At 67.4% G+C, this 19,823-nt stretch carries 14 protein-coding genes; 12 read left to right on the forward strand and 2 right to left on the reverse strand.

The genetic code is table 11. The features are described 5' to 3' along the window. Positions 1-31: 31 nt before the first annotated feature. The gene (locus tag VJR25_RS14885) at positions 32-1,951 is read left to right on the forward strand and encodes a TIM-barrel domain-containing protein (RefSeq protein WP_324116386.1); all 1,920 of its coding nucleotides are present in this window, start codon (positions 32-34) and stop codon (positions 1,949-1,951) included. 6 nt (positions 1,952-1,957) lie between these two features. Here VJR25_RS14885 and VJR25_RS14890 read toward each other — a convergent pair whose 3' ends face one another. Further along, positions 1,958-3,025: a LacI family DNA-binding transcriptional regulator gene (locus VJR25_RS14890; protein WP_324116388.1), complete on the reverse strand. Its 1,068-nt coding sequence runs from the start codon at positions 3,023-3,025 to the stop codon at positions 1,958-1,960. 149 nt (positions 3,026-3,174) lie between these two features. Here VJR25_RS14890 and VJR25_RS14895 point away from each other — a divergent pair, with 149 nt between their 5' ends. From VJR25_RS14895 to VJR25_RS14945, 11 genes are all read left to right on the forward strand, one after another. Next, positions 3,175-4,389: a sugar ABC transporter substrate-binding protein gene (locus VJR25_RS14895; RefSeq protein WP_324116390.1), complete on the forward strand. Its 1,215-nt coding sequence runs from the start codon at positions 3,175-3,177 to the stop codon at positions 4,387-4,389. 70 nt (positions 4,390-4,459) lie between these two features. Next, a complete protein-coding gene (locus VJR25_RS14900; protein ID WP_414683800.1) occupies positions 4,460-5,407 on the forward strand; it encodes a carbohydrate ABC transporter permease in 948 nt (315 codons plus the stop codon). Further along, positions 5,404-6,264, forward strand: coding sequence for a carbohydrate ABC transporter permease (locus tag VJR25_RS14905; protein ID WP_414683798.1), 861 nt, complete (start codon positions 5,404-5,406; stop codon positions 6,262-6,264). Before VJR25_RS14900 ends, VJR25_RS14905 begins: the two co-directional genes overlap by 4 nt. 52 nt (positions 6,265-6,316) lie before the next feature. Further along, complete coding sequence (locus tag VJR25_RS14910) at positions 6,317-7,111, forward strand: ThuA domain-containing protein (RefSeq protein WP_324116394.1); 795 nt, start codon at positions 6,317-6,319, stop codon at positions 7,109-7,111. Next, positions 7,108-8,223: a Gfo/Idh/MocA family oxidoreductase gene (locus tag VJR25_RS14915; RefSeq protein WP_324116396.1), complete on the forward strand. Its 1,116-nt coding sequence runs from the start codon at positions 7,108-7,110 to the stop codon at positions 8,221-8,223. Before VJR25_RS14910 ends, VJR25_RS14915 begins: the two co-directional genes overlap by 4 nt. Continuing rightward, positions 8,220-9,431 carry a Gfo/Idh/MocA family oxidoreductase gene (locus VJR25_RS14920; RefSeq protein ID WP_324116398.1) on the forward strand — a complete coding sequence of 404 codons (1,212 nt, stop codon included), beginning with the start codon at positions 8,220-8,222 and terminating at the stop codon, positions 9,429-9,431. Before VJR25_RS14915 ends, VJR25_RS14920 begins: the two co-directional genes overlap by 4 nt. 246 nt (positions 9,432-9,677) lie before the next feature. After that, entirely contained in the window at positions 9,678-10,967 is a 1,290-nt protein-coding gene (locus VJR25_RS14925; protein ID WP_324116404.1) for a sugar ABC transporter substrate-binding protein, read from the forward strand. Between the two features lie 77 nt (positions 10,968-11,044). Then, entirely contained in the window at positions 11,045-11,953 is a 909-nt protein-coding gene (locus VJR25_RS14930) for a carbohydrate ABC transporter permease (RefSeq protein ID WP_414683799.1), read from the forward strand. Next, the gene (locus tag VJR25_RS14935; RefSeq protein WP_324116406.1) at positions 11,950-12,885 is read left to right on the forward strand and encodes a carbohydrate ABC transporter permease; all 936 of its coding nucleotides are present in this window, start codon (positions 11,950-11,952) and stop codon (positions 12,883-12,885) included. The genes VJR25_RS14930 and VJR25_RS14935 overlap by 4 nt, the downstream gene beginning before the upstream one ends. 245 nt (positions 12,886-13,130) lie before the next feature. Further along, positions 13,131-14,132, forward strand: coding sequence for a LacI family DNA-binding transcriptional regulator (locus tag VJR25_RS14940; protein WP_324116408.1), 1,002 nt, complete (start codon positions 13,131-13,133; stop codon positions 14,130-14,132). Between the two features lie 246 nt (positions 14,133-14,378). Next, positions 14,379-18,599, forward strand: coding sequence for a discoidin domain-containing protein (locus tag VJR25_RS14945; protein ID WP_324116410.1), 4,221 nt, complete (start codon positions 14,379-14,381; stop codon positions 18,597-18,599). Between the two features lie 43 nt (positions 18,600-18,642). Here the strand turns inward: VJR25_RS14945 and VJR25_RS14950 are convergent. Then, the coding region (locus tag VJR25_RS14950) for a NosD domain-containing protein (RefSeq protein ID WP_324116411.1) at positions 18,643-19,823 on the reverse strand (1,181 nt) is incomplete at its 5' end.

The raw sequence follows: 19,823 nt of genomic DNA on the forward strand, positions 1-19,823 counted from the left end.
GCCGAACAGCCTGCGGGTCCGGGCGACGATCATGGCCGACATCCAGGACACGGACTACGCACTTCTCGATCCGAAGGCGAGTCCGACTCTTGTGTCGGTCGACGGCGATGTCGCCCGGATCGAGAACGGTGGCATCACGGCCGTGCTCACAGCGGAGGAAGGCTACGACTATCAGACCGGGTACGACGTCGGGCGCTGCGAGATCGCGTTCTACGACGGCTCGGGTCGTCTGCTCATCCGTGAGCTCGCCCACGGTGGGGCGCTCAAGCTGCGGGCGCGGGATTTCCGGCCGATCGCCGGGACGGCATCCCATCGCCTGATCGCGTCGTTCGAGTCGGATCCAGACGAACGGCTGGTCGGAATGGGCCTGTACGAGCAGGCGATCCTCGACCTCAAGGGCAGCACGCTCGAGCTCGCCCACCGCAACTCCCAGGCATCCGTGCCGTTCGTGCTCTCCAGCGCCGGGTACGGCATGCTCTGGCACAACCCCGCGATCGGCCGGGCCACCTTCGGCCGCAACCGAACGGAATGGTCAGCGGAGGCGACGCAGCAGCTGGACTACTGGATCACGGCGGCGGCCCAGCCGCGGCAGATCGTCAGCGCGTATGCGGATGCCACCGGGCACGCCCCGATGATGCCCGAGTACGGTCTCGGCTTCTGGCAGTGCAAGATGCGCTACTGGAACCAGGAGCAGCTGCTCGAGGTCGCGCGGGAGCACAAGCGCCGGGGGATCCCCCTCGATGTGATCGTGGCCGACTTCTTCCACTGGCCGAAGATGGGCGACTACCGCTTCGACGAGGAGTTCTGGCCTGATCCCCGCGCCATGGTCGAGGAGCTGAAGGGGCTCGGCATCGAGCTGATGGTGTCGGTGTGGCCGCAGGTGTCCTTCGAGTCGGAGAACTACGACGCGCTCCGCCGCGACAACCATCTCGTGCGCTCGGATCGGGGTATCGATGTCCACATGGTGTTCGGCGGCCCGAGCGCCTTCCTCGACGTCACCAACCCGGGCACCCGTGCGGCCGTGTGGAGCATCGCCAAGAAGAACTACTACGACAACGGCATCCGCGTCTTCTGGCTCGACGAGGCCGAGCCGGAATACGGCGTCTACGACTACGACAACTACCGATACCACGCCGGCCCGACCCTCGAGGTCGGCAACATCTACCCCCAGCAGTTCTCGCGGATGTTCCATGACGGCATGACCGGTGAGGAGCAGACCGACGTCGTCAACCTGGTGCGCGCAGCCTGGGCCGGCAGCCAGCGGTACGGCGCCCTCGTCTGGTCGGGCGACATCCACTCCCGCTTCGACGACCTCCGCGTGCAGGTCGTCGCCGGCATCCACATGGGCATCGCCGGCATCCCCTGGTTCACGACGGACATCGGCGGGTTCCACGGCGGAGACGCACGAGACCCGCACTTCGTCGAACTCCTGATCCGGTGGTTCCAGTTCGGCACCTTCTCACCGGTGATGCGTCTGCACGGCGACCGGGTTCCTGCGACGCCGATCACCGATGCGGCCGGCCGCGAGCGGGTGCCCGCCGGCGCCCCCAACGAGATCTGGAGTTTCGGCGACGACGCGTACGAGATCCTCTCGGCGCACGTCGGGCTGCGGGAGAGCCTGCGCGATTACACCAGGAGTCTCATGCGGGACGCGCACGAGAACGGCCAGCCGGTGATGCGCGGGCTCTTCCACGAGTTCCCGGACGACGCGGAGGCGTGGAAGGTCGCCGACGAATTCCTCTTCGGCCCCGATGTGCTCGTGGCGCCCGTGCTGACCCTGGGCGCCCGCGAGCGGGAGGTCTATCTGCCGCAGGGCGCGGCCTGGACGGACCTGCGCACCGGGGACAGCTACGAGGGCGGACAGACGATCACGGCATCCGCCCCGCTCAGCAGCACGCCGTTCTTCGCCCGAGAGGGAGCGCTGCCCCATCTCGTCGGCGCTGTCGGCTGATCGCCGTCACTGCGCCTCGTCGCCCAGCGGTGGCCGGTCGCGCGGCGCGGAGGCGATCGAGGTCGCCGACGACGGGCGTGCGCAGGGGATGAGCTGCTGGATGACGCCCTCGGATCCGTGCAGGCGCGCGATCAGTGCCTCGGCCGCCTGCCTGCCGAGTTCCTCGGCGGGCTGCGGATAGGTCGTGATCGGCGGATCGCAGAGTTCGCCGAGCGTCTCGGGTGCGCAGATCGCGACGATCGAGAGATCGCGGGGCACCTGCACGCTGCGATGACGCAGGGTGTTGACGAGGCCGAAGTTCGCGTCGTTGTGCAGGCTGATGACGGCGGTGGTGTCGGGGGCATCCCGGACCAGCAGGTCGACGAGCTCCCGGCCGGCGGCCGGTCCGCGGGGGAGACGGGCCACGTAATGTCCCAGCCCGCGTGCGGCGGCTTCGTCGAGGAAGGTCTGCTCGGTGCGCGCTGCAGGCGCGTGGCCCGCCAGCGGGGTGCCCGCGTTGTCCTCGACCACCAGGGCGACGTTCCGATGCCCCAGCTCCGCGAGCTGGGCCACGGCCTGGGCGGTCGTCGTCTCGAAGTCGACGTCGACGAAGTCGATGCCGGTGGTGTCGCGGGTCCGTCCCATCAGCACGAAGGGGGCGTGCGCATCGCGGAGCATCGCGACGCGCTCGTCTTCGAGCTTCACCTCCATCAGCAGCGCCCCATCGGCGATCCCCGACTTGACGAGCGAGGTGACCTCGGATGCCGCATCGTCCCCGTGCGTCGGCCACAGGATCAGCCGGTACCCCAGCGCGGCGGATGCGGTCGCGGCCGCGGTGACGAATTCGCTGAGGTGGTGTTCGGTGAACGGGTACATGAGCGCGACCACACGGGAGCGGCGGCTCGCGAGCGTTCGCGCGGCCGCGTTGCGGCGATAGCCGAGCTCGTCGATCGCCTCGAGGATGCGGGCGCGGGTGTCGGGGCTGACCGGCTTCGTGTCGTTGACCACGAACGACACGGTCGAGATCGAGACGTTCGCGCGGTCGGCCACCTGCTGCATGGTCACCACGGCCTGTGGCCCGTTCGTGCGTCTCATGCGAGCCAGTATCCATCTTCGGACAACTCGTGGTCAAGCGCTTGACTTCGATGAGGCGCAGGTGCAGACTCCTTCTCAAGCCGTTGAAGTCAAGCGCTTGACCGCAACTCCCCGGCGCAGCTTTCACACCACAGCAAAGGAGCTCATCCGTGAACACCAAGCGTCTCGTCGCCGCCCTCGCCGGCGCGACGATCCTCTCCCTCGGCCTCGCCGCCTGCTCCGGCAGCGCCAGCGGGGGGAGCGGAGGCAGCAAGGCTCTGACCATCGAGGACTACTACGCGAAGAACTACGACCCGATCTACGCCGAGTGCGCCAAGCAGGTCGGCGTCACGGTCACCGCCAACCACGTCGCCGGCGCGGGTCTCATCGCGAAGGTGCTGCAGCAGGCATCCTCCCGGACCCTCCCCGATGTGCTCATGCTCGACAACCCCGACGTGCAGCAGATCGCCGCCACCGGGGCGCTGTCGCCGCTGTCGGACTACAACCTGGACGGCAAGGGCTCCGTGCCCGCCGTCGTCGCGGCGGGATCGTCGAAGGGCACGCTCTACGGCCTCGCCCCGGTCGTGAACTCGATCGCCCTCTACTACAACGTCGACGAGCTGAAGGCCGCCGGCGTCACGCCCCCGAAGACGTGGGATGAACTGCGCGCCGCGGCCAAGAAGCTGACCCACAAGAGCAAGGGCCAGTACGGCTTCGCGATGAGCAACATCAACACGTACGAGGGAACCTGGCAGTTCCTCCCGTTCTTCTGGACCGCCGGCGGTGACGAGAAGAACATCGACACCCCGCAGGCCGCGAAGGCGCTTCAGTTCGTGACCGACCTGCAGAACGACGGGTCGATGTCCAAGAGCTCCATCACCTGGGCGCAGGCCGACGTCAACAACCAGTTCATCGCAGGCAAGGCCGCGATGATGATCAACGGTCCGTGGCAGCTGCCGGCCCTGAACGCGGCGAAGGGGCTGCACTTCGCCAGTGTTCCGATCCCGACGCCGGATGCCACGACCCCGGTCGTCTCGCCCCTCGGCGGCGAGACGTACACCGTCCCGAACACCGGGGACAAGGAGAAGATGGCGCTGGCCGGCAAGTTCGTCGGATGCCTGAACTCCGCCGCCATGCAGCCCAAGATCGCGGCCGTCTCCGGCAACGTGCCCTCGAACGAAGCCGTCGCCGCCACGTGGGCCCAGAGCCACCCGCAGGTCGCATCGGTCATCGCCACGGTCAAGACGGCCCGTGCGCGCACCGCCGAACTCGGCGGCAAGTGGCCGACCGCGGCCACCGCCATCTACACGGCCGTGCAGCTGGCCCTCACGGGCAAGGCGACCCCGGCCGCCGCGCTCCAGCAGGCGCAGGCGCAGAACAAGTGACCGACCGGTCGGGCGGATCCCCGGATCCGCCCGACCACCGGACGCGCGAAGGAGCGCATCGATGTCGACCATGAACGCGACGATCGCCGCGGAGGCGACCGACCATCGGCGCCGCACCCCGGCGCCGCGACGGCGGCGGCGCACTGCCGGCACCGCGCTTGCGCGATGGATGTTCGTCGTGCCGGCCATCCTGTTCGTGCTGATCTTCTTCGGCTATCCGATCGTCAAGAACGTGACGATGTCGCTGCAGAACTACACGACCGCCACGTTCTACACCGGCCAGGCGCCCTGGGTCGGCTTCGCGAACTACGCGGCGGTGATCACGAGCTCGCTGTTCAGCACCACCGTGATCAACACGGCCCTGTTCACGATCGGGTCGATCGCGCTGCAGTTCACGATCGGCCTCGCACTCGCGCTGTTCTTCAAACGGCAGTTCCCGCTCGGCGGATTCCTCCGCTCGATGCTGCTGCTGCCGTGGCTGCTGCCGCTCATCGCCTCCAGCGCGGTGTGGAAGTGGATCCTCGACCAGGACAGCGGAGCGCTCAACCAGTTCCTGGGCCTGTTCGGCATCCAGCCCGTGCCGTGGCTGGTGAGTCCGAGCCTCGCCCTGGTCGCCGTCATCGGCGTGAACATCTGGCTCGGTATCCCCTTCAACACCACGATCCTCTACAGCGGCCTGCAGGCGGTGCCGGAGGAGCTGTACGAGGCGGCATCCCTCGACGGAGCCGTCGGCTGGCGTGCGTTCTGGTACATCACCTGGCCGAGCATACGGTCGGTCGTCAGCGTCGTCATCGTGCTCGGGGTCGTCTACACGCTCAAAGCGGTCGACATCATCCTCGGCCTCACCGGGGGCGGCCCGGCCAACTCCACCCAGACCCTGGCGACCTGGGCCTACCAGAAGTCCTTCGTCGAGTTCGCGTTCGGGCAGGGCGCGGCGATCAGCAACGTGCTCATCGTCGTGTCGCTCGTGTTCGCGTTCGTCTATCTGTATCTGTCCCGCAAGGAGGTCGACGAATGAGTGCGACGCAGGCCATCATCGTTCCGCGCGGCGCCAAGGCGGCCCGGCGCGCGCACGTCCGCAAATGGCCCATGACGGTGCTCGGCATCCTGTTCCTGGTGGTCATGATCTTCCCGGTCTACTGGATGATCAACAGCAGCCTCCAGTCCAACACCGGAGCGGCCACCACGACGTGGCTGCCCCTCCAGCCGACGTTCGCCGGGTACGCGACCGCCATCCAGGAGCAGGGACAGAACTTCGTCACCAGCATCGTCGTGTCGCTCGGCACCGTGCTGGTCACGATCGTCGTCGCGACACCCGCCGCGTACGGGCTGGCCAGGTTCCGGATGCGCGGGATGACGGTGTTCGTGTTCGCGCTGCTGATCACCCAGATGATCCCCTCGATCGTGATCGCGAACGCTCTGTACACCCTGTTCAACGACCTCCACCTGCTGAACTCGTACGTCGGCCTCATCCTCGCCGACAGCGCGGCGCAGATCCCGTTCGCGATCATCCTGATCCGGGCGTTCATGTCCTCGATCCCGCCGAGCCTCGTCGAGGCCGCGCTGGTGGACGGCGCGAACAACTTCCGCGCGTTCGTCTCGATCGTCGTGCCGATCAGCAAGAACGCGATCGTGACCGCGGCGCTGTTCACGTTCCTCGGGGCGTGGGGCGACTTCCTGTTCGCGCTGACCCTCACGAGCACGCCCGAGGTGCGGCCGATCACCCTCGGCATCTTCAACTACATCTCGGCGAACGTGCAGCAGTGGGGCCCGGTCATGGCGACCGCCGTGCTGGCATCCCTGCCCGCCGCTGTGCTGCTCATCTTCGCGCAGCGCTACATCGCCGCCGGAGCACTGGGCGGAGCCATCAAGTGATCCGGGCCCACACCATTCCGATGACAACGTCGACAACGAAGAAGGAGAACCCATGAACCCCACTGCCGAGACCCCGCTGCGCGTGGTCGTCTGGGGAGAGAACCGTCACGAGCAGGCGGAGCCGCACGTGGCCGCGATCTACCCGGAGGGGATGCACGCCGCCATCAAAGCGGGCATCGAGGAGAACCTCGGCGACCGCGTGCAGGTGACGACCGCGCTGCTCGACGACCCGGAGCACGGGCTCAGTGAGGAGCGGCTCGCCCAGACCGACGTGCTCACCTGGTGGGGCCACGCCGCCCATGCGGAGGTGTCCGATGAGATCGTCGAACGGGTGCACCGGCACGTGCTCGACGGCATGGGACTCGTGGTGCTGCACTCCGGTCACTGGTCCAAGATCTTCATGAAGCTCATGGGCACGACGTGCACGCTGCGCTGGCGCAGCGAGAACGACCGGGAGCTCGTGTGGACCGTCGACCCGACGCATCCCATCGCGCAGGGCGTGCCGCACCCGATCGAGATCCCGCAGCAGGAGATGTACGGCGAGCAGTTCGACATCCCACGGCCCGACGAGATCATCTTCCTCAGCACCTTCTCCGGCGGCGAGGTGTTCCGAAGCGGCATCACCTACCGCCGCGGCAACGGCAAGATCTTCTACTTCAGCCCGGGCGATCAGGACTACCCCGTCTACCACCACCGGGACATCCGTCGGGTCATCGCGAACGGCGTGCTGTGGGCGGCATCCGACCGTCCGTTCCGCGAAACGCCCGTGCTGCTGCGCTACGACACCGGAGACTTCTTCACCGGCCACGGCTACCAGGGCGCGATGCACAACCGGGACGACGCATGAGCCCGCAGTTCGCCACGATCCCCGGCGCCGAGCCGCTGCGGCTGGTCGTCGTGGGCGCCGGCGCGATGGGGCGGAACTGGATGCATGTCGTCTCGGAGACCCCCGGCGTCGAGCTGGTCGGCGTCGTCGACCTCGACGCAGGGGCGGCGTGCCGGGCCGTTGCGGCATCCGGAACCACCGCCGTGGCCGGCTCGTCCCTGAGCGTCGTCGCGGCGGAGACCGGCGCGGACGCGGTCATCGACGTGACCGCACCCCAGGCCCACCGCGCGGTGAACACGGAGGCGCTTCGAGCCGGGCTGCCGGTGCTGTGCGAGAAGCCGATCGCGCCGACGGTCGCCCAGACCATGGCGTTGATCGCCGCCGCGGAGCTGACCGGGCAGCTGCTGATGACCAGCCAGTCGCGGCGGTACTACCCGCAGCTCGCACGCCTGAAGGGCATCGCGACGACGCTCGGCGACATCGGTCTCTTGACGACGGAGTTCTTCAAGGCGCCGAGGTTCGGCGGATTCCGCGACGAGATGGACGACCCGCTGCTGGTCGACATGGCCATCCATGCGTTCGACGTCGCACGGTACCTGCTCGGCACCGAGGCGCAGTCGGTCGACTGCCGGTCGTTCAATCCCTCGTGGAGCTGGTACCGCGGAGATGCCGCGGCATCCGCCGATTTCGAGTTCGACGGGGGAGCGCGCTTCGTCTACACGGGAAGCTGGTGCAGTCCCGGCCTGGAGACGTCGTGGAACGGCGCATGGCGGATCAGCGGTGCACACGGAAGCGCCGCCTGGGACGGCGAGGGCGAACCGGTCTCCGAGCCGGCGGCGGCTCCAGAAGCCGACCCGGCGACCGGGCGAGAGGAGATCGCCGGGGCGCTCGACGAGTTCGTCAGCGCCCTCCGCACCGGCACCATCCCATCGGGAGAGGTCCACTCCAACATCCACACCATCACCATGGTCGAGGCCGCGGTGCGGTCCGCCCGCACCGGCCGGCGCGTGGCACTCGACGGCGTGCTCCAAGCCGCCTACCGTGCTGCTCTCGCCGAGGAGGCCGACGACGACCTGCGCGCCGTCCTCGCCTCGTGGGGATCGGCCGACGACGCGATCGCGCGACTGCGATGACGATCGCCGACGGAACGAGTCAGGAGGCGGACATGGGCGGGCTGCTGCGCGTCGGGATGGTCGGATACGGATTCATGGGGGCGGTGCACTCGCACGCGTGGCGCACCGCACACCGGTTCTTCGATCTGCAGCTGACCCCGCAGCTGACCGCGCTCGCCGGGCGGAACGCCGCGGGCGTGGCGGAGGCCGCGGAGCGACAGGGATGGCTGAGCGCCGAGACAGACTGGCGTCGGCTGATCGAGCGCGACGACATCGATCTCATCGACATCTGCACGCCGGGCGACATGCACTCCGAGATCGCGATCGCCGCCCTCCAGGCGGGGAAGCACGTGCTGTGCGAGAAGCCGCTGGCCAACTCCGTGGCGGATGCCGCCCACATGGCGGAGGTCGCTCGTTCCGCGGCCGAGCGCGGCGTGTTCGCCATGTGCGGATTCACGTATCGGCGCACGCCGGCGGTGACGCTCGCCCGGCGGTTCGTCCAGGAGGGCCGGCTCGGCGACATCCGGCACGTGCGTGCGCAGTACCTGCAGGACTGGCTGAGTGATCCGGATGCCCCGCTCACCTGGCGTCTGGACAAGCAGAAGGCGGGAAGCGGCGCGCTCGGTGACATCGGGGCGCACATCGTGGACATGGCGCAGTGGGTGACGGGGGCATCCGTCACCGACGTCTCCGCGATGATGCGCACGTTCGTCACGGAGCGTCCGGTCGCGGGCGAACGCGCCGGGCTCGGCGGCACCGGCTCGAGCGAGGGACCGAAGGGTCCGGTCACGGTCGACGACGCCGCCGTGTTCACCGCCCGCTTCGACACCGGCGCGATCGGCGTCTTCGAGGCGACCCGCATGGCCCTCGGCCGCAAGAACGCGCTGCGACTGGAGGTGAACGGCACCCGCGGCTCGGTCGCGTTCGACTTCGAGGAGCAGAACGTGCTGGAGTTCTACGACGGGTCGGATGCCGCGGACGCCCACGGGTTCCGGCGCATCATCGTCACCGAACCGGTGCATCCCTACGTCGGGAACTGGTGGCCCGCGGGTCACGGCATCGGCTACGAGCACGGCTTCACCCACCAGGTCGTCGACCTCGTCTCCGCCATCGCCGCGGGGGAGCAGCCGCGCCCGTCGTTCGACGACGCGCTCGGCGTGCAGCGGGTGCTGGCGGCTGTCGAGGCGTCCGCCGCGGCGGGTTCCGCTGTGGAGACAGTGCTCTCCTAAGGCGGGTGGACGTGCACTGCGGTTAGCGATCCCTTCGGGTCGTATCGAATCATCGAGCACCGGACCGGCTGGTCCGGTGCTCGATGCTGTCATCCGCTTCAGGTCGAGCTTGACGCGGGCAGGGCGGACCTCTACCATCGCACTAACCCGAGTTAGTGATGAGTGTCGCAACCTGGGCTGAAGCAATTGATCACTCGAGCCTCCACCTCGGGAGGCTCGAACACCCCTTGCACAAGGAGTACTTCGATGGGGAAGAAGACGACGCTGACGGCGGCGGTGGCCGCTCTCACAGCGTTCACGATTCTCGGGCTCGCCGGCTGTTCGGGCGGCCCGGCATCGGCGGGTCAGCCGAGCGGAAATCTGGTGTTGTGGACGCACAACGCCGGCAACAAGTCTGAGTTGGCGGCGGATCAGCAGATCGTCGCGGACTTCAACAAGAGTCAGAAGCAGTACAAGGTCACGGTTCAGGCGTTCCCTCAGGACTCCTACAACCAGTCGGTGACCGCCGCGGCGGCGTCCAAGAAGCTGCCGTGCATCATGGACATCGACGGACCGAACGTGCCGAACTGGGCATGGGCGGGCTACCTCGCGCCGCTCACGGGCCTCGACAGCGTGCTCTCCAACTACCTCCCCTCCACGGTCGGCAGGTACGACGGCAAGATCTACTCGTACGGCCACTACGACGCGGCGCTCACCATGATCGCGCGCAAGTCCACCCTGCAGGCCGCCGGAATCCGCATCCCCACGGTCGACCAGCCCTGGACCCGTGCGGAGTTCCAGGCCGCCCTCGACAAGCTCAAGGCGACGGGGAAGTTCCAGTACCCGGGCGACCTTTCCACAGGCCAGACCGGCGAGTGGTGGCCCTACGCGTACTCGCCGTTCCTGCAGAGCTTCGGCGGTGACCTGATCAACCGCACGGACTACAAGAGCGCCGACGGCGTGCTCAACGGCAAGGCGGCGCTGGACTGGGCGAAGTGGTTCCGGGGACTCGTCACTTCGGGGGACATCTCGGCGAAGTCGAGCAGCGACCCGGTGGCCGACTTCCTCGCCGGCAAGACCGGCATCCTGTACGACGGCAACTGGGTCGTCGACCAGGTGCGAGCCGCTCTGAAGGGCGATGCGCTGTTCCTCCCGACGGTCGACCTGGGCAACGGGCCGAAGATCGGCGGCGCCTCCTGGCAGTGGGGCATGTCGAAGACCTGCTCCAACCCGGCCGGTGCCCTCGCATACCTGAAGTTCGCCGCGCAGGACAAGTACGTCGCCTCGGTCGCGAAGGCCACGGGCAACATCCCGGCGACCGAAGCGGCCGCCGCACAGCTCCCCGCCTATCAGCCCGGTGGCGAGGACGAGATGTTCCGCGAGTACTCGCAGAAGTTCGCCGAGGTGCGCCCCGTCACCCCGGGCTACCCGTTCATCGCGACCACGTTCGGCCAGGCCGCACAGGACATCATCAACGGCGCTGACCCGAAGGCGACCCTCGACCAGGCGGTCAAGGAAATCGACGCCAACCAGAAGCAGAACAACTACTTCCAGTAGTCAGCATCCGTCCGGGGCGGGTGAATCCCGATCCCGCCCCGGACGAACCCACCCTGGGTCACACGAAGGAGTATCCGATGACCACCATCGCCCCGGGCCGTCACTCGATGCAGGGCCGCGCGAGGGAGTCGATCGTCGCGACGGCGATGTTCCTGCCCGCGGCGGTGCTGATCGTGACCTTCCTGATCATCCCGATCGTCCTGACGTTCGTGCTCGCATTCACCGACGCGCGATTGATCTCGCCCGTACCGGGGAAGTTCATCGGTCTGGAGAACTTCCAGAACCTGTTCACCGACGAGACGTTCTGGGCGTCCCTGCGGAACACGCTCATCTTCACGGCCGTGATCGTCCCCGTGCAGTCCGGCGTCGCCCTGTGCACCGCGCTGCTGGTGAACGGGAAGACCCGCGGCACCACCTTCTTCCGCACCGTCTACTTCCTGCCCGTCGTCACCTCGATCGTGGTGGTCTCGATGCTCTGGCTGTTCATGTATCAGAAGGACGGGCTGATCAACGCGCTGCTCGCGAAGATCGGCATCCAGGGGCCGGATTGGCTCGGTGATCCGCACTGGGCGCTGTTCGCCATCATCGTCATGTCCATCTGGCAGGCGATGGGCTTCCACATGATCATCTGGCTGTCGGGTCTGCAGACCATCCCGCCCGAGCTGTACGAAGCGGCGGCGCTGGACGGCGCAACCGGCTGGCAGCGGTTCGCACACGTGACCTGGCCGGGGCTTCGCGCCACCCGCACCTTCATCCTGATCACCATCACCATCGCCGCATTCGGCCTGTTCTCGCAGGTCAACATCATGACCCAGGGCGGCCCGCTGGACAGCACCACCACCCTCGTCTATCAGGCCGTTCGCACCGGGTTCCAGCAGCAGCAGACCGGTTACGCCTCCGCGATCTCGATGGTGTTCTTCGTGCTGGTGCTGATCGTGACCGTCATCCAGAGCTACCTCACCCGTGACAAGGAGGCCCGGCGATGACCGCCCTCGACACCGCGCACGCCCCGGCCGACTTCGCACACGTCGAGGGGGTGCCGCCCGTGCGCCGCCGGCGCGCCGTCGGCGGGCGCGGCGCTCTCCTGCTGGCCCTGAAGCTCCTCCTCGTGCTGGTCTTCGGGCTGCCCCTGGTCTTCATGATCGTCTCGAGCTTCAAACCCGATCTGCAGATCTTCGACGATCTGGGCAGCATCCGTGCGTTCCTCCCCGTCGGTCGCCTCGGCCTCGAGAACTACCTCGGCGTGTTCGATCGGGTCCCGTTCGCACAGTTCATGTTCAACTCGATCCTGATCTCCGTGCTGACGGTCGTGTTCGGCATCATCGTCAACTCCATGGCGGCCTTCGCGTTGTCCCGGATGCGTCTGCCCGGCCGGAAGTGGCTGCTCGGTGTGATCCTCGCCACTCTGATCGTCCCGTTCGAGGTGATGGCGCTGCCCATGTTGTGGTGGGTCAACCAGCTGCCGTACTTCGACGGCACGCAGTTCGTGCAGGGATGGCTGGACACCTACACGGTGCAGATCGTGCCCTTCATCGCGAACGCGTTCTCGATCTTCCTCTTCTACCAGTACTTCGACTCCATCCCACGCGAGCTCGACGAAGCCGCCCGAGTGGACGGGGCAGGCTGGCTCCGCATCTACCGCAGCATCGTGATGCCGCTCGCCGGGCCGGCGGTCGCCACCGCCGCGATCCTCACCTTCCTGCCCGCCTGGAACCAGTACCTCTGGCCGCTCATGGTCACCCAGAGCGAACAGGTGCGTCCGGTCATGGTCGGCATGGACTACTTCAAGCTGCTGAACGTGTCGTGGGGCCAGATCATGGCGTACGCGAGCCTGATCACCGTGCCGGTCCTGGTGCTGTTCATCGCCTTCCAGCGGGCGTTCGTCAACTCCATCGCGTCCTCCGGTGTCAAGGGATGACGACCCGATCGGAGACGAAGGCAACATGATCGTTCGACTCGATGCGATCGTCGTCGTCGTGGGCCGGGAGGGGGCCGGAGCCGTCCCCAGGCAGAGCTCGGATCGCCGCATGCCCGGCTCTGGGTCTGCCGCCTGACCCACCAACGGCCTCCCTGCCGCTCGACGGGCGGCCGATGAGCACCTGGTACGGTTTCGACGTGGCAGATGGTGAAGCGGTCCGACCGTCCACGGCCAGACCGCGCCGCGTGGACGTCGCCCGTCTGGCAGGTGTCTCGCCCGCAGTCGTCTCGTTCGTGCTGAACCAGACGCCTGGGCAGACGATCAGCCATGAGACCAGGGAGCGCGTGCTGCACGCGGTCGCCGAGCTCGGCTACCGTCCCAACCGTGCGGCCCAGGGGTTCCGCCGCGGCACGAGTGCGACGATCGCCTTCATCAACCACGACGCGGACTTCGGTGAGTTCGCCGCGGCTGCGATCAAGGGTGCGCACGAGACGTCCAACCGGCATGGAAGCCTGCTGCTGCTCGTGAGCACCGGAGGGTCCAACCGGCAGGCCGAGGAACTCATCGCCGATCTGCTCGACCGTCAGACCGACGCGCTGATCTTCTCGGCCGTCGGCACCAAAGCGGTGACCGTTCCGGAAGCCGCCCACAGGGTGCCCACGATCCTGCTGAACTGCTACACGGCGAAGGACGACTTTCCCGCCGTGCTGCCCGATGAGGAGCGCGGCGGGCGGGAAGCGACGCAGGCGCTGCTCGATCTGGGCCATCGAGAGATCGCCTTTCTCACCGGACGCGCCTCGCAGTGGGCGACCAAGGCCCGCCTGCGCGGATTCCGCGACGCTCTGCAGGCGGCAGGGCTCAATCCGGCCGACAGCACTGTGCGCGCCGGAAACTACCATGCGGACTCGGGCTACGACCTCACGAAGGAGCTGGTGCGCAGCGGGGCGCTGCCGACGGCCATCATGTGCGGAAACGACCGCATGGCGGTGGGTGCGATGCTTGCGCTCTTCGAGGCGGGCATCCGCGTGCCCGAGGACGTGTCCGTGATGGGTTACGACGACCAATTCCAGCTCGCGGCGGAGGTCCGGCCGGCGTTGAGCACCGTCAGGCTCCCGTACGACGTCATGGGGCAGCTGGCAGCCGAGCAGCTCGTCGACGAGGTACCGAGGACGCGCCGCACCATGGTGCACTGCCCCGTCATCCTGCGTGCCTCGACGGCAGCACCGTCGCGCACAGCCGGCCGCTGATCCCGGGCACCGCAGGTCGACCCGATCGACCCCGAGCCTCTTGACGAGGCTTCCCGCTGATCCGTATAGTCGACTACTAACCCGAATTAGTGACACGTTCGGAAAGCGGAGCACGTCACGCCGGGCGTAGCCACCGGCTGCCATGGAGCCGACGGTCGCGATGCCGCGACACGTCGGTCGACGCTCCATCGCCGTCGACGGCACGGCCGCTGAGTACACACCTTGATCGAGTTCGAAGGAACGAACATGCAGATGCACGGACGCACGCTGCTCGGGCTCACGCTCTGCGTGAGCCTCGCAGTGATTGCACCCCTCACCCGACCCACGTCCGCGCAAGCGGTGCCGACCGCTGCCCCCACGGCGCCGGCGGTCAGCAGCCCTGTCCAGGTGTGGCTCACCGACGTCGGCGCCAACCAGTGGGTGGCACCGCAGAAGCCCGTGGCCTTCCAGACGCAGCAGACGACGAATCCCCTGACGATCAGGGTCGACGACAGCGTGAAGTACCAGAAGATCACGGGCTACGGAGGCGCCCTCACCGACTCCGCCGCCTACCTGATCGACCAGCTCCCGGTGGCCGCCAAGAACACGCTGATGCAGAAGCTCTTCAGCCCCTCTTCGGGCATCGGGCTGAGCATGGTCCGCTCGCCCATGGGAGCCACGGACTTCACCGCATCGGGGAACTACTCGTACGACGACATGCCCGCCGGTCAGACCGACCCGACCCTGTCGAAGTTCTCCATCGAGCACGACCAGGCGTACATCATCCCCGAGCTCCAGCAGGCGCTCGCACTGAACCCGAAGATCAAGATCGACTCCACGCCGTGGAGTCCGCCCGCCTGGATGAAGACCTCCGGGAACATGATCGGCGGCACGCTCCTCGACAACGACTATGTCCCCATGGCGAACTACTTCGTCAAGTACATCCAGGCGTACGGCAAGGCCGGCATCCCGATCAGCTTCGTCACCCCGCAGAACGAGCCGCTGAACGCCCCCTCGTGGCCGGGGTCGTACATGACTCCCGCGCAAGAGGGCAAGCTGGTCCAGCTGATGGGCCAGGCGTTCGAGGCGAACGGCATCTCGACGAAGATCCTGGCGTGGGACCACAACTGGGATGTGCCGTCCTACCCCGAATCGATCTACAACGACCCGACGACGGACAAGTACGCGACGGGCGCCGCCTTCCACATCTACAGCGGCACCCCGACCTACCAGACCCAGATCCACAACGACTACCCGGGCAAGGACGTGTACCTCACCGAGGCCACCGGAACGATCCTGCAGGGCACGAACCAGGTCGCCTTCCACGACGCGCTGGACACCTGGCTGATCGACGCGACCCGCAACTACTCGCAGGGCACGATGCTCTGGAACATCGCCCTCGACCCGGCGATGGGTCCGCTCAACAGCGACACCAACGGCATCGGCGTGACCCGTGGCCTGGTCACGATCGACCCGAAGACGGGCGGCGTCACCTACAACCCCGACTACTACGCCCTGGCCCAGGTGAGCAAGTTCGTGAAGCCCGGCGCCCACCGGATCTACTCGAACACGTTCGGCGCGGGAAGCGTGGATGACGTCGCGTACCAGAACCCGGACGGGTCGAAGGTGCTCGTCGCGTACAACGACTCCGCGTCGGCGCAGAAGATCAGCGTCGCAGACGGAACCCAGTCGTTCGACTACACGCTGAACGCCGGAAACGCCGTCACGTTCACGTACTCCGGTCCGACCCAGAGCGGCACCACCCCGGCGGCGACCAACGTCTCCGACCCGACCCACACCTTCGGGTTCAAGTCGCCCGGCGGCACGCAGACCGTCACCTACGACCCGCAGCTGATCCCGCTCGAGAACTCGGTTGTCGCCGGCACCAGCCAGACCACGTACTCCCTGCCCGTCGGTGCGACGATCAACACCCCGGGAAGCACGCTCGACCGGAGCGGCTGGACCGTCACCTCGTCTGCGAGCGAGACCGGCGACTCCGCGACGAACGCCACCGACGGCGACCTCGCCAGTCGCTGGCGGACCCAGTTCAAGATGAAGAGCGGGGACTGGTTCCAGGTGGACTTCGGCAGCAAGACGGCCTTCGACCAGATCACGCTGAACAACACGGCATCCAACGCCTTCGACTCCGTCTTCCAGTACCAGGTGTACACGTCGGACGACGGCAAGAGCTGGGGCGCCGCGGTCGCAAGCGGCAACGGCGCCCTCGGAAAGACGACCATCACGCTCCCGCCGCAGACCGCGCGGTACGTGCGCATCGTCAGCACCGCGGCGTCGTTCTTCTTCCACTGGTCGATCGGTGAGATCACCGTCTCCGGCGCACCCGCCGAAACGGGAACGATCCAGAACCCGACGACGGTGCCCCGCGGCCTGCAGTTGCAGAACTGGACCGCCACCGGCGGGGCGAAGGTCACCGCCGTCTACAACAGCACCAACCGCAGCCAGACCTTCCCGGTCTCTCCGGACGGCTCGTACAGCTACACGCTCCCGGGCGGAACCGCGGCGCTGTTCACCACCGTCGGCCTTTCCGGCTACCCGACACCGGTCGTCGGCGGGATGACGCCGACCACGGGTCTGCCGGGGTACAAGATCACGATCACGGGTTCCCACTTCGGGGCGACCCAGGGCCTCGGCACCGTGTACTTCGGCGGCGTCCACGCCCAGATCGACACCTGGTCGGACCGCACCATCACCGCGTTCGTCCCGAGCGGGCTGCCGTCCGGCACATACGCCGTGACTGTGAACGGCGCCGGCGGGCAGCACGCAGGAGACGCCACCTTCACGGTCGACGGGCTCGGCACACCGCTCTCGCAGTCGGGCTGGACCGCGTCGGCATCCGTCGTGAGTCCGTATCCGACGGATGTCATCCCCAACATGGTCGACGGCGATCCGAGCACCCGGTACAGCTCCGGCGTCGGGCAGGCCAGCGGGCAATGGGTGCAGGTCGACATGGGCAAGGCGCAGACCTTCGACACCCTCGCCCTGGACTCCAGCACGAGCACGGGTGACTACGCGCACGGGGCCGACGTCTTCGTCTCCGACGACGCCAGCACCTGGACGAAGGTCGCAGCCCTCACCGCGACCGGTCAGCAGATCGAAGCGGTGACCTTCGCACCGCAGACCGCCCGCTACATCAAGGTGGTGAACACCGGCACCTCCGGCAACTGGTGGTCGATCGGCGAGCTCGAGGTGTACACCGGCGGATCCGCGACCCCGGACTACGGAATCCCGCTCTCACGCGCCGGCTGGGCGGCCACCGCCTCCGACAACAGCCCCTGGCCGAACGACGCGCTGTCGCACGCGCTGGACGGTGACCTGACCACGAGGTACAGCTCGGGAGCATCCCTCACCGACGGCATGTCCGTGAAGCTCGACATGGGGAAGGCGCAGACGTTCGATCGGGTCGTGCTCGACTCGGGAAGCAGCACGGCCGACTTCGCGCCCAGCGCCGACGTCTTCGTCTCGCAGGACGGCACCGACTGGACGAAGGTCGCGGCCATCGCGACCGGACAGCCCGTCGAAGTGGCGACGTTCGAGCCGCAGACCGCCCGCTACATCAAGGTGGTGAACACGGGCAGCTCCGGCAGCTGGTGGTCGATCGCGGAGATCAACGTGTACACCGACGGGTCGGCACCCGTGGACTACGGCACGGCTCTGTCCCGCACCGGATGGGTCGCCACGGCGTCGAACACGAGCCCGTGGCCGAACGACGCGCTCTCGCACATCCTCGATTCCGACCTCACCACGCGGTACAGCTCCGGGGCATCCCTGACGAACGGGATGTGGGTCCAGGTCGACATGGGGCAGGCGCAGACCTTCGACACCGTCGTCGTCGACTCCGGAAGCAGCACGAGCGACTACGCACCCAGCGCGGACGTGCAGGTGTCGGCCGACGGCAGCAACTGGACCACCGTCGACTCGATCGCAATGGGCAAGCCGGTCGAGGTGGCCACCTTCGCACCGCAGACCGCCCGGTACATCCGGGTCGTGAACACCGGCAGCTCCGGCAGCTGGTGGTCGATCGCGGAACTCACCGTGTACAGCAACGGCGGCACGCCGCCAGTCGGCAGCACGCCGCTCGCACGAAGCGATTGGACGCCGACCGCGTCCAACACGAGCCCGTGGCCGAATGACGCGCTCGCCCACCTGATCGACGGGGACATCAGCACCCGATACAGCTCGGGAGCGTCGCTGACGAACGGGATGTGGGTGCAGGTGGACATGGGCCAGGCGCAGACGTTCGACAAGGTGGTGCTCGATTCGGGCAGCAGCACGAGCGACTACGCACCGAGTGCGGACATCGAGGTGTCGTCGGACGGGACCACCTGGGCCACCGTCGCGAGCATCACCGCCGGACAGCCGGTCGAGTCGGTGTCGTTCCCCGCGCAGACGGCCCGCTACATCCGAGTCGTCGACACGGGCAGCTCCGGCAGCTGGTGGTCGATCGCGGAACTCAACGTGTACGTGTAGCACCGACTCAAGCTTTGAGCCCGGCCGGCATCGCCGACCGGGCTCAAAGCGCGCGAACCGCAGCGGAGAGGCTCGACACGGCCGTGGGCGTGGCCCGGATCGCATTCGCCTCCCGGTCCGCAACGACTTGCGAGTCGGTCCCCGAGTCGAGGATCGTGTTCCGAACCGATTCCGACTCGACCATGACCGCGGTGACGAGAAGCTCACTCGTGGACTCCGTCGCCAGCAGCGCATCCACCTGAGCGGAGAAGGCGGATCCGCTCCAGGTGGGCTGGGCGTCCAGCGCGACGACGTGGTTGCTGGAGAGGTAGTTGCCGCTGGCGCCTGCGGTCAGGCGGACGATGACCGGCGTCGCACCGGCCGGCCGGAGGCTCTGCGAGTCGACCACCTCGGAGAAGTGGTTGCCGATGACCGAGTTGTTGCTGCCGCCGACGCGGAGAAGCCCGTATCGGTCGTCACGTCCGTTGCCGATCCCCAGGAAGGGCGTCCAGGGTTCGCAATCTCGCAGGAAGTGGTTCGTGGCCACGAGGTTCTCGGAACTGTCCCCGTCGAGAACCACCATTCCCGGGTAGAAGGAATGCAAGCGGTTGTTCGTGACGCTGGAGCGTGTGACGCCGTCGAGGTAGACGCTGCTCGCCCCGCGGGGGAAGACGTTGTTGGCGGTGATCAAGAGGCCGCCGTGGTGCTCGGCGTAGATCGAGTGGCCCTTGAAGCCGGCACCGATCAGATTGTCGGTGATCTTCGATGCCTGCCCCCACCCGCGCAGTTCGATGCAGCTGCCGCATTCGGCGATGAAGTTGTCGTGAACAGAAAGCGCGTCTGCGTTGTAGACGGTCAGCGCGTGTTCGAGGTAGACGAACCCCATTCCGGTGATGCGGAACGAGTCGTTGGCGTCCGCGACGTAGATCCCGGTCTTGCCGTTCACGTACGTGTTCTCGGGCAGCATGCCTGAACCGTCCGATACGAAATGCAGCCCGTCGATGCAGAAGCCGGAGAACTCCACCGAGCTGATCCGCGGGCTTCCTGTTCGCGCGACGACGAAGGCGGCACCCGCGCCCTCCTGCGCGCGCCCGTCGGCGGTGAGGTCCACGAGAACGCGGCTGCCGCCGGGCCACAGTTCGTGCAGGTCGGGCCACTCGTCTTCGGGCACGTTGTAACGGATGCTCGACGAGGTGAAGCCGTGCCCCGATCCCTCGATGCGGAGGTAGCTGATGTCGATGACCA

The organism is Microbacterium sp. (assembly GCF_035277845.1).
Taxonomy (GTDB): domain Bacteria; phylum Actinomycetota; class Actinomycetes; order Actinomycetales; family Microbacteriaceae; genus Microbacterium.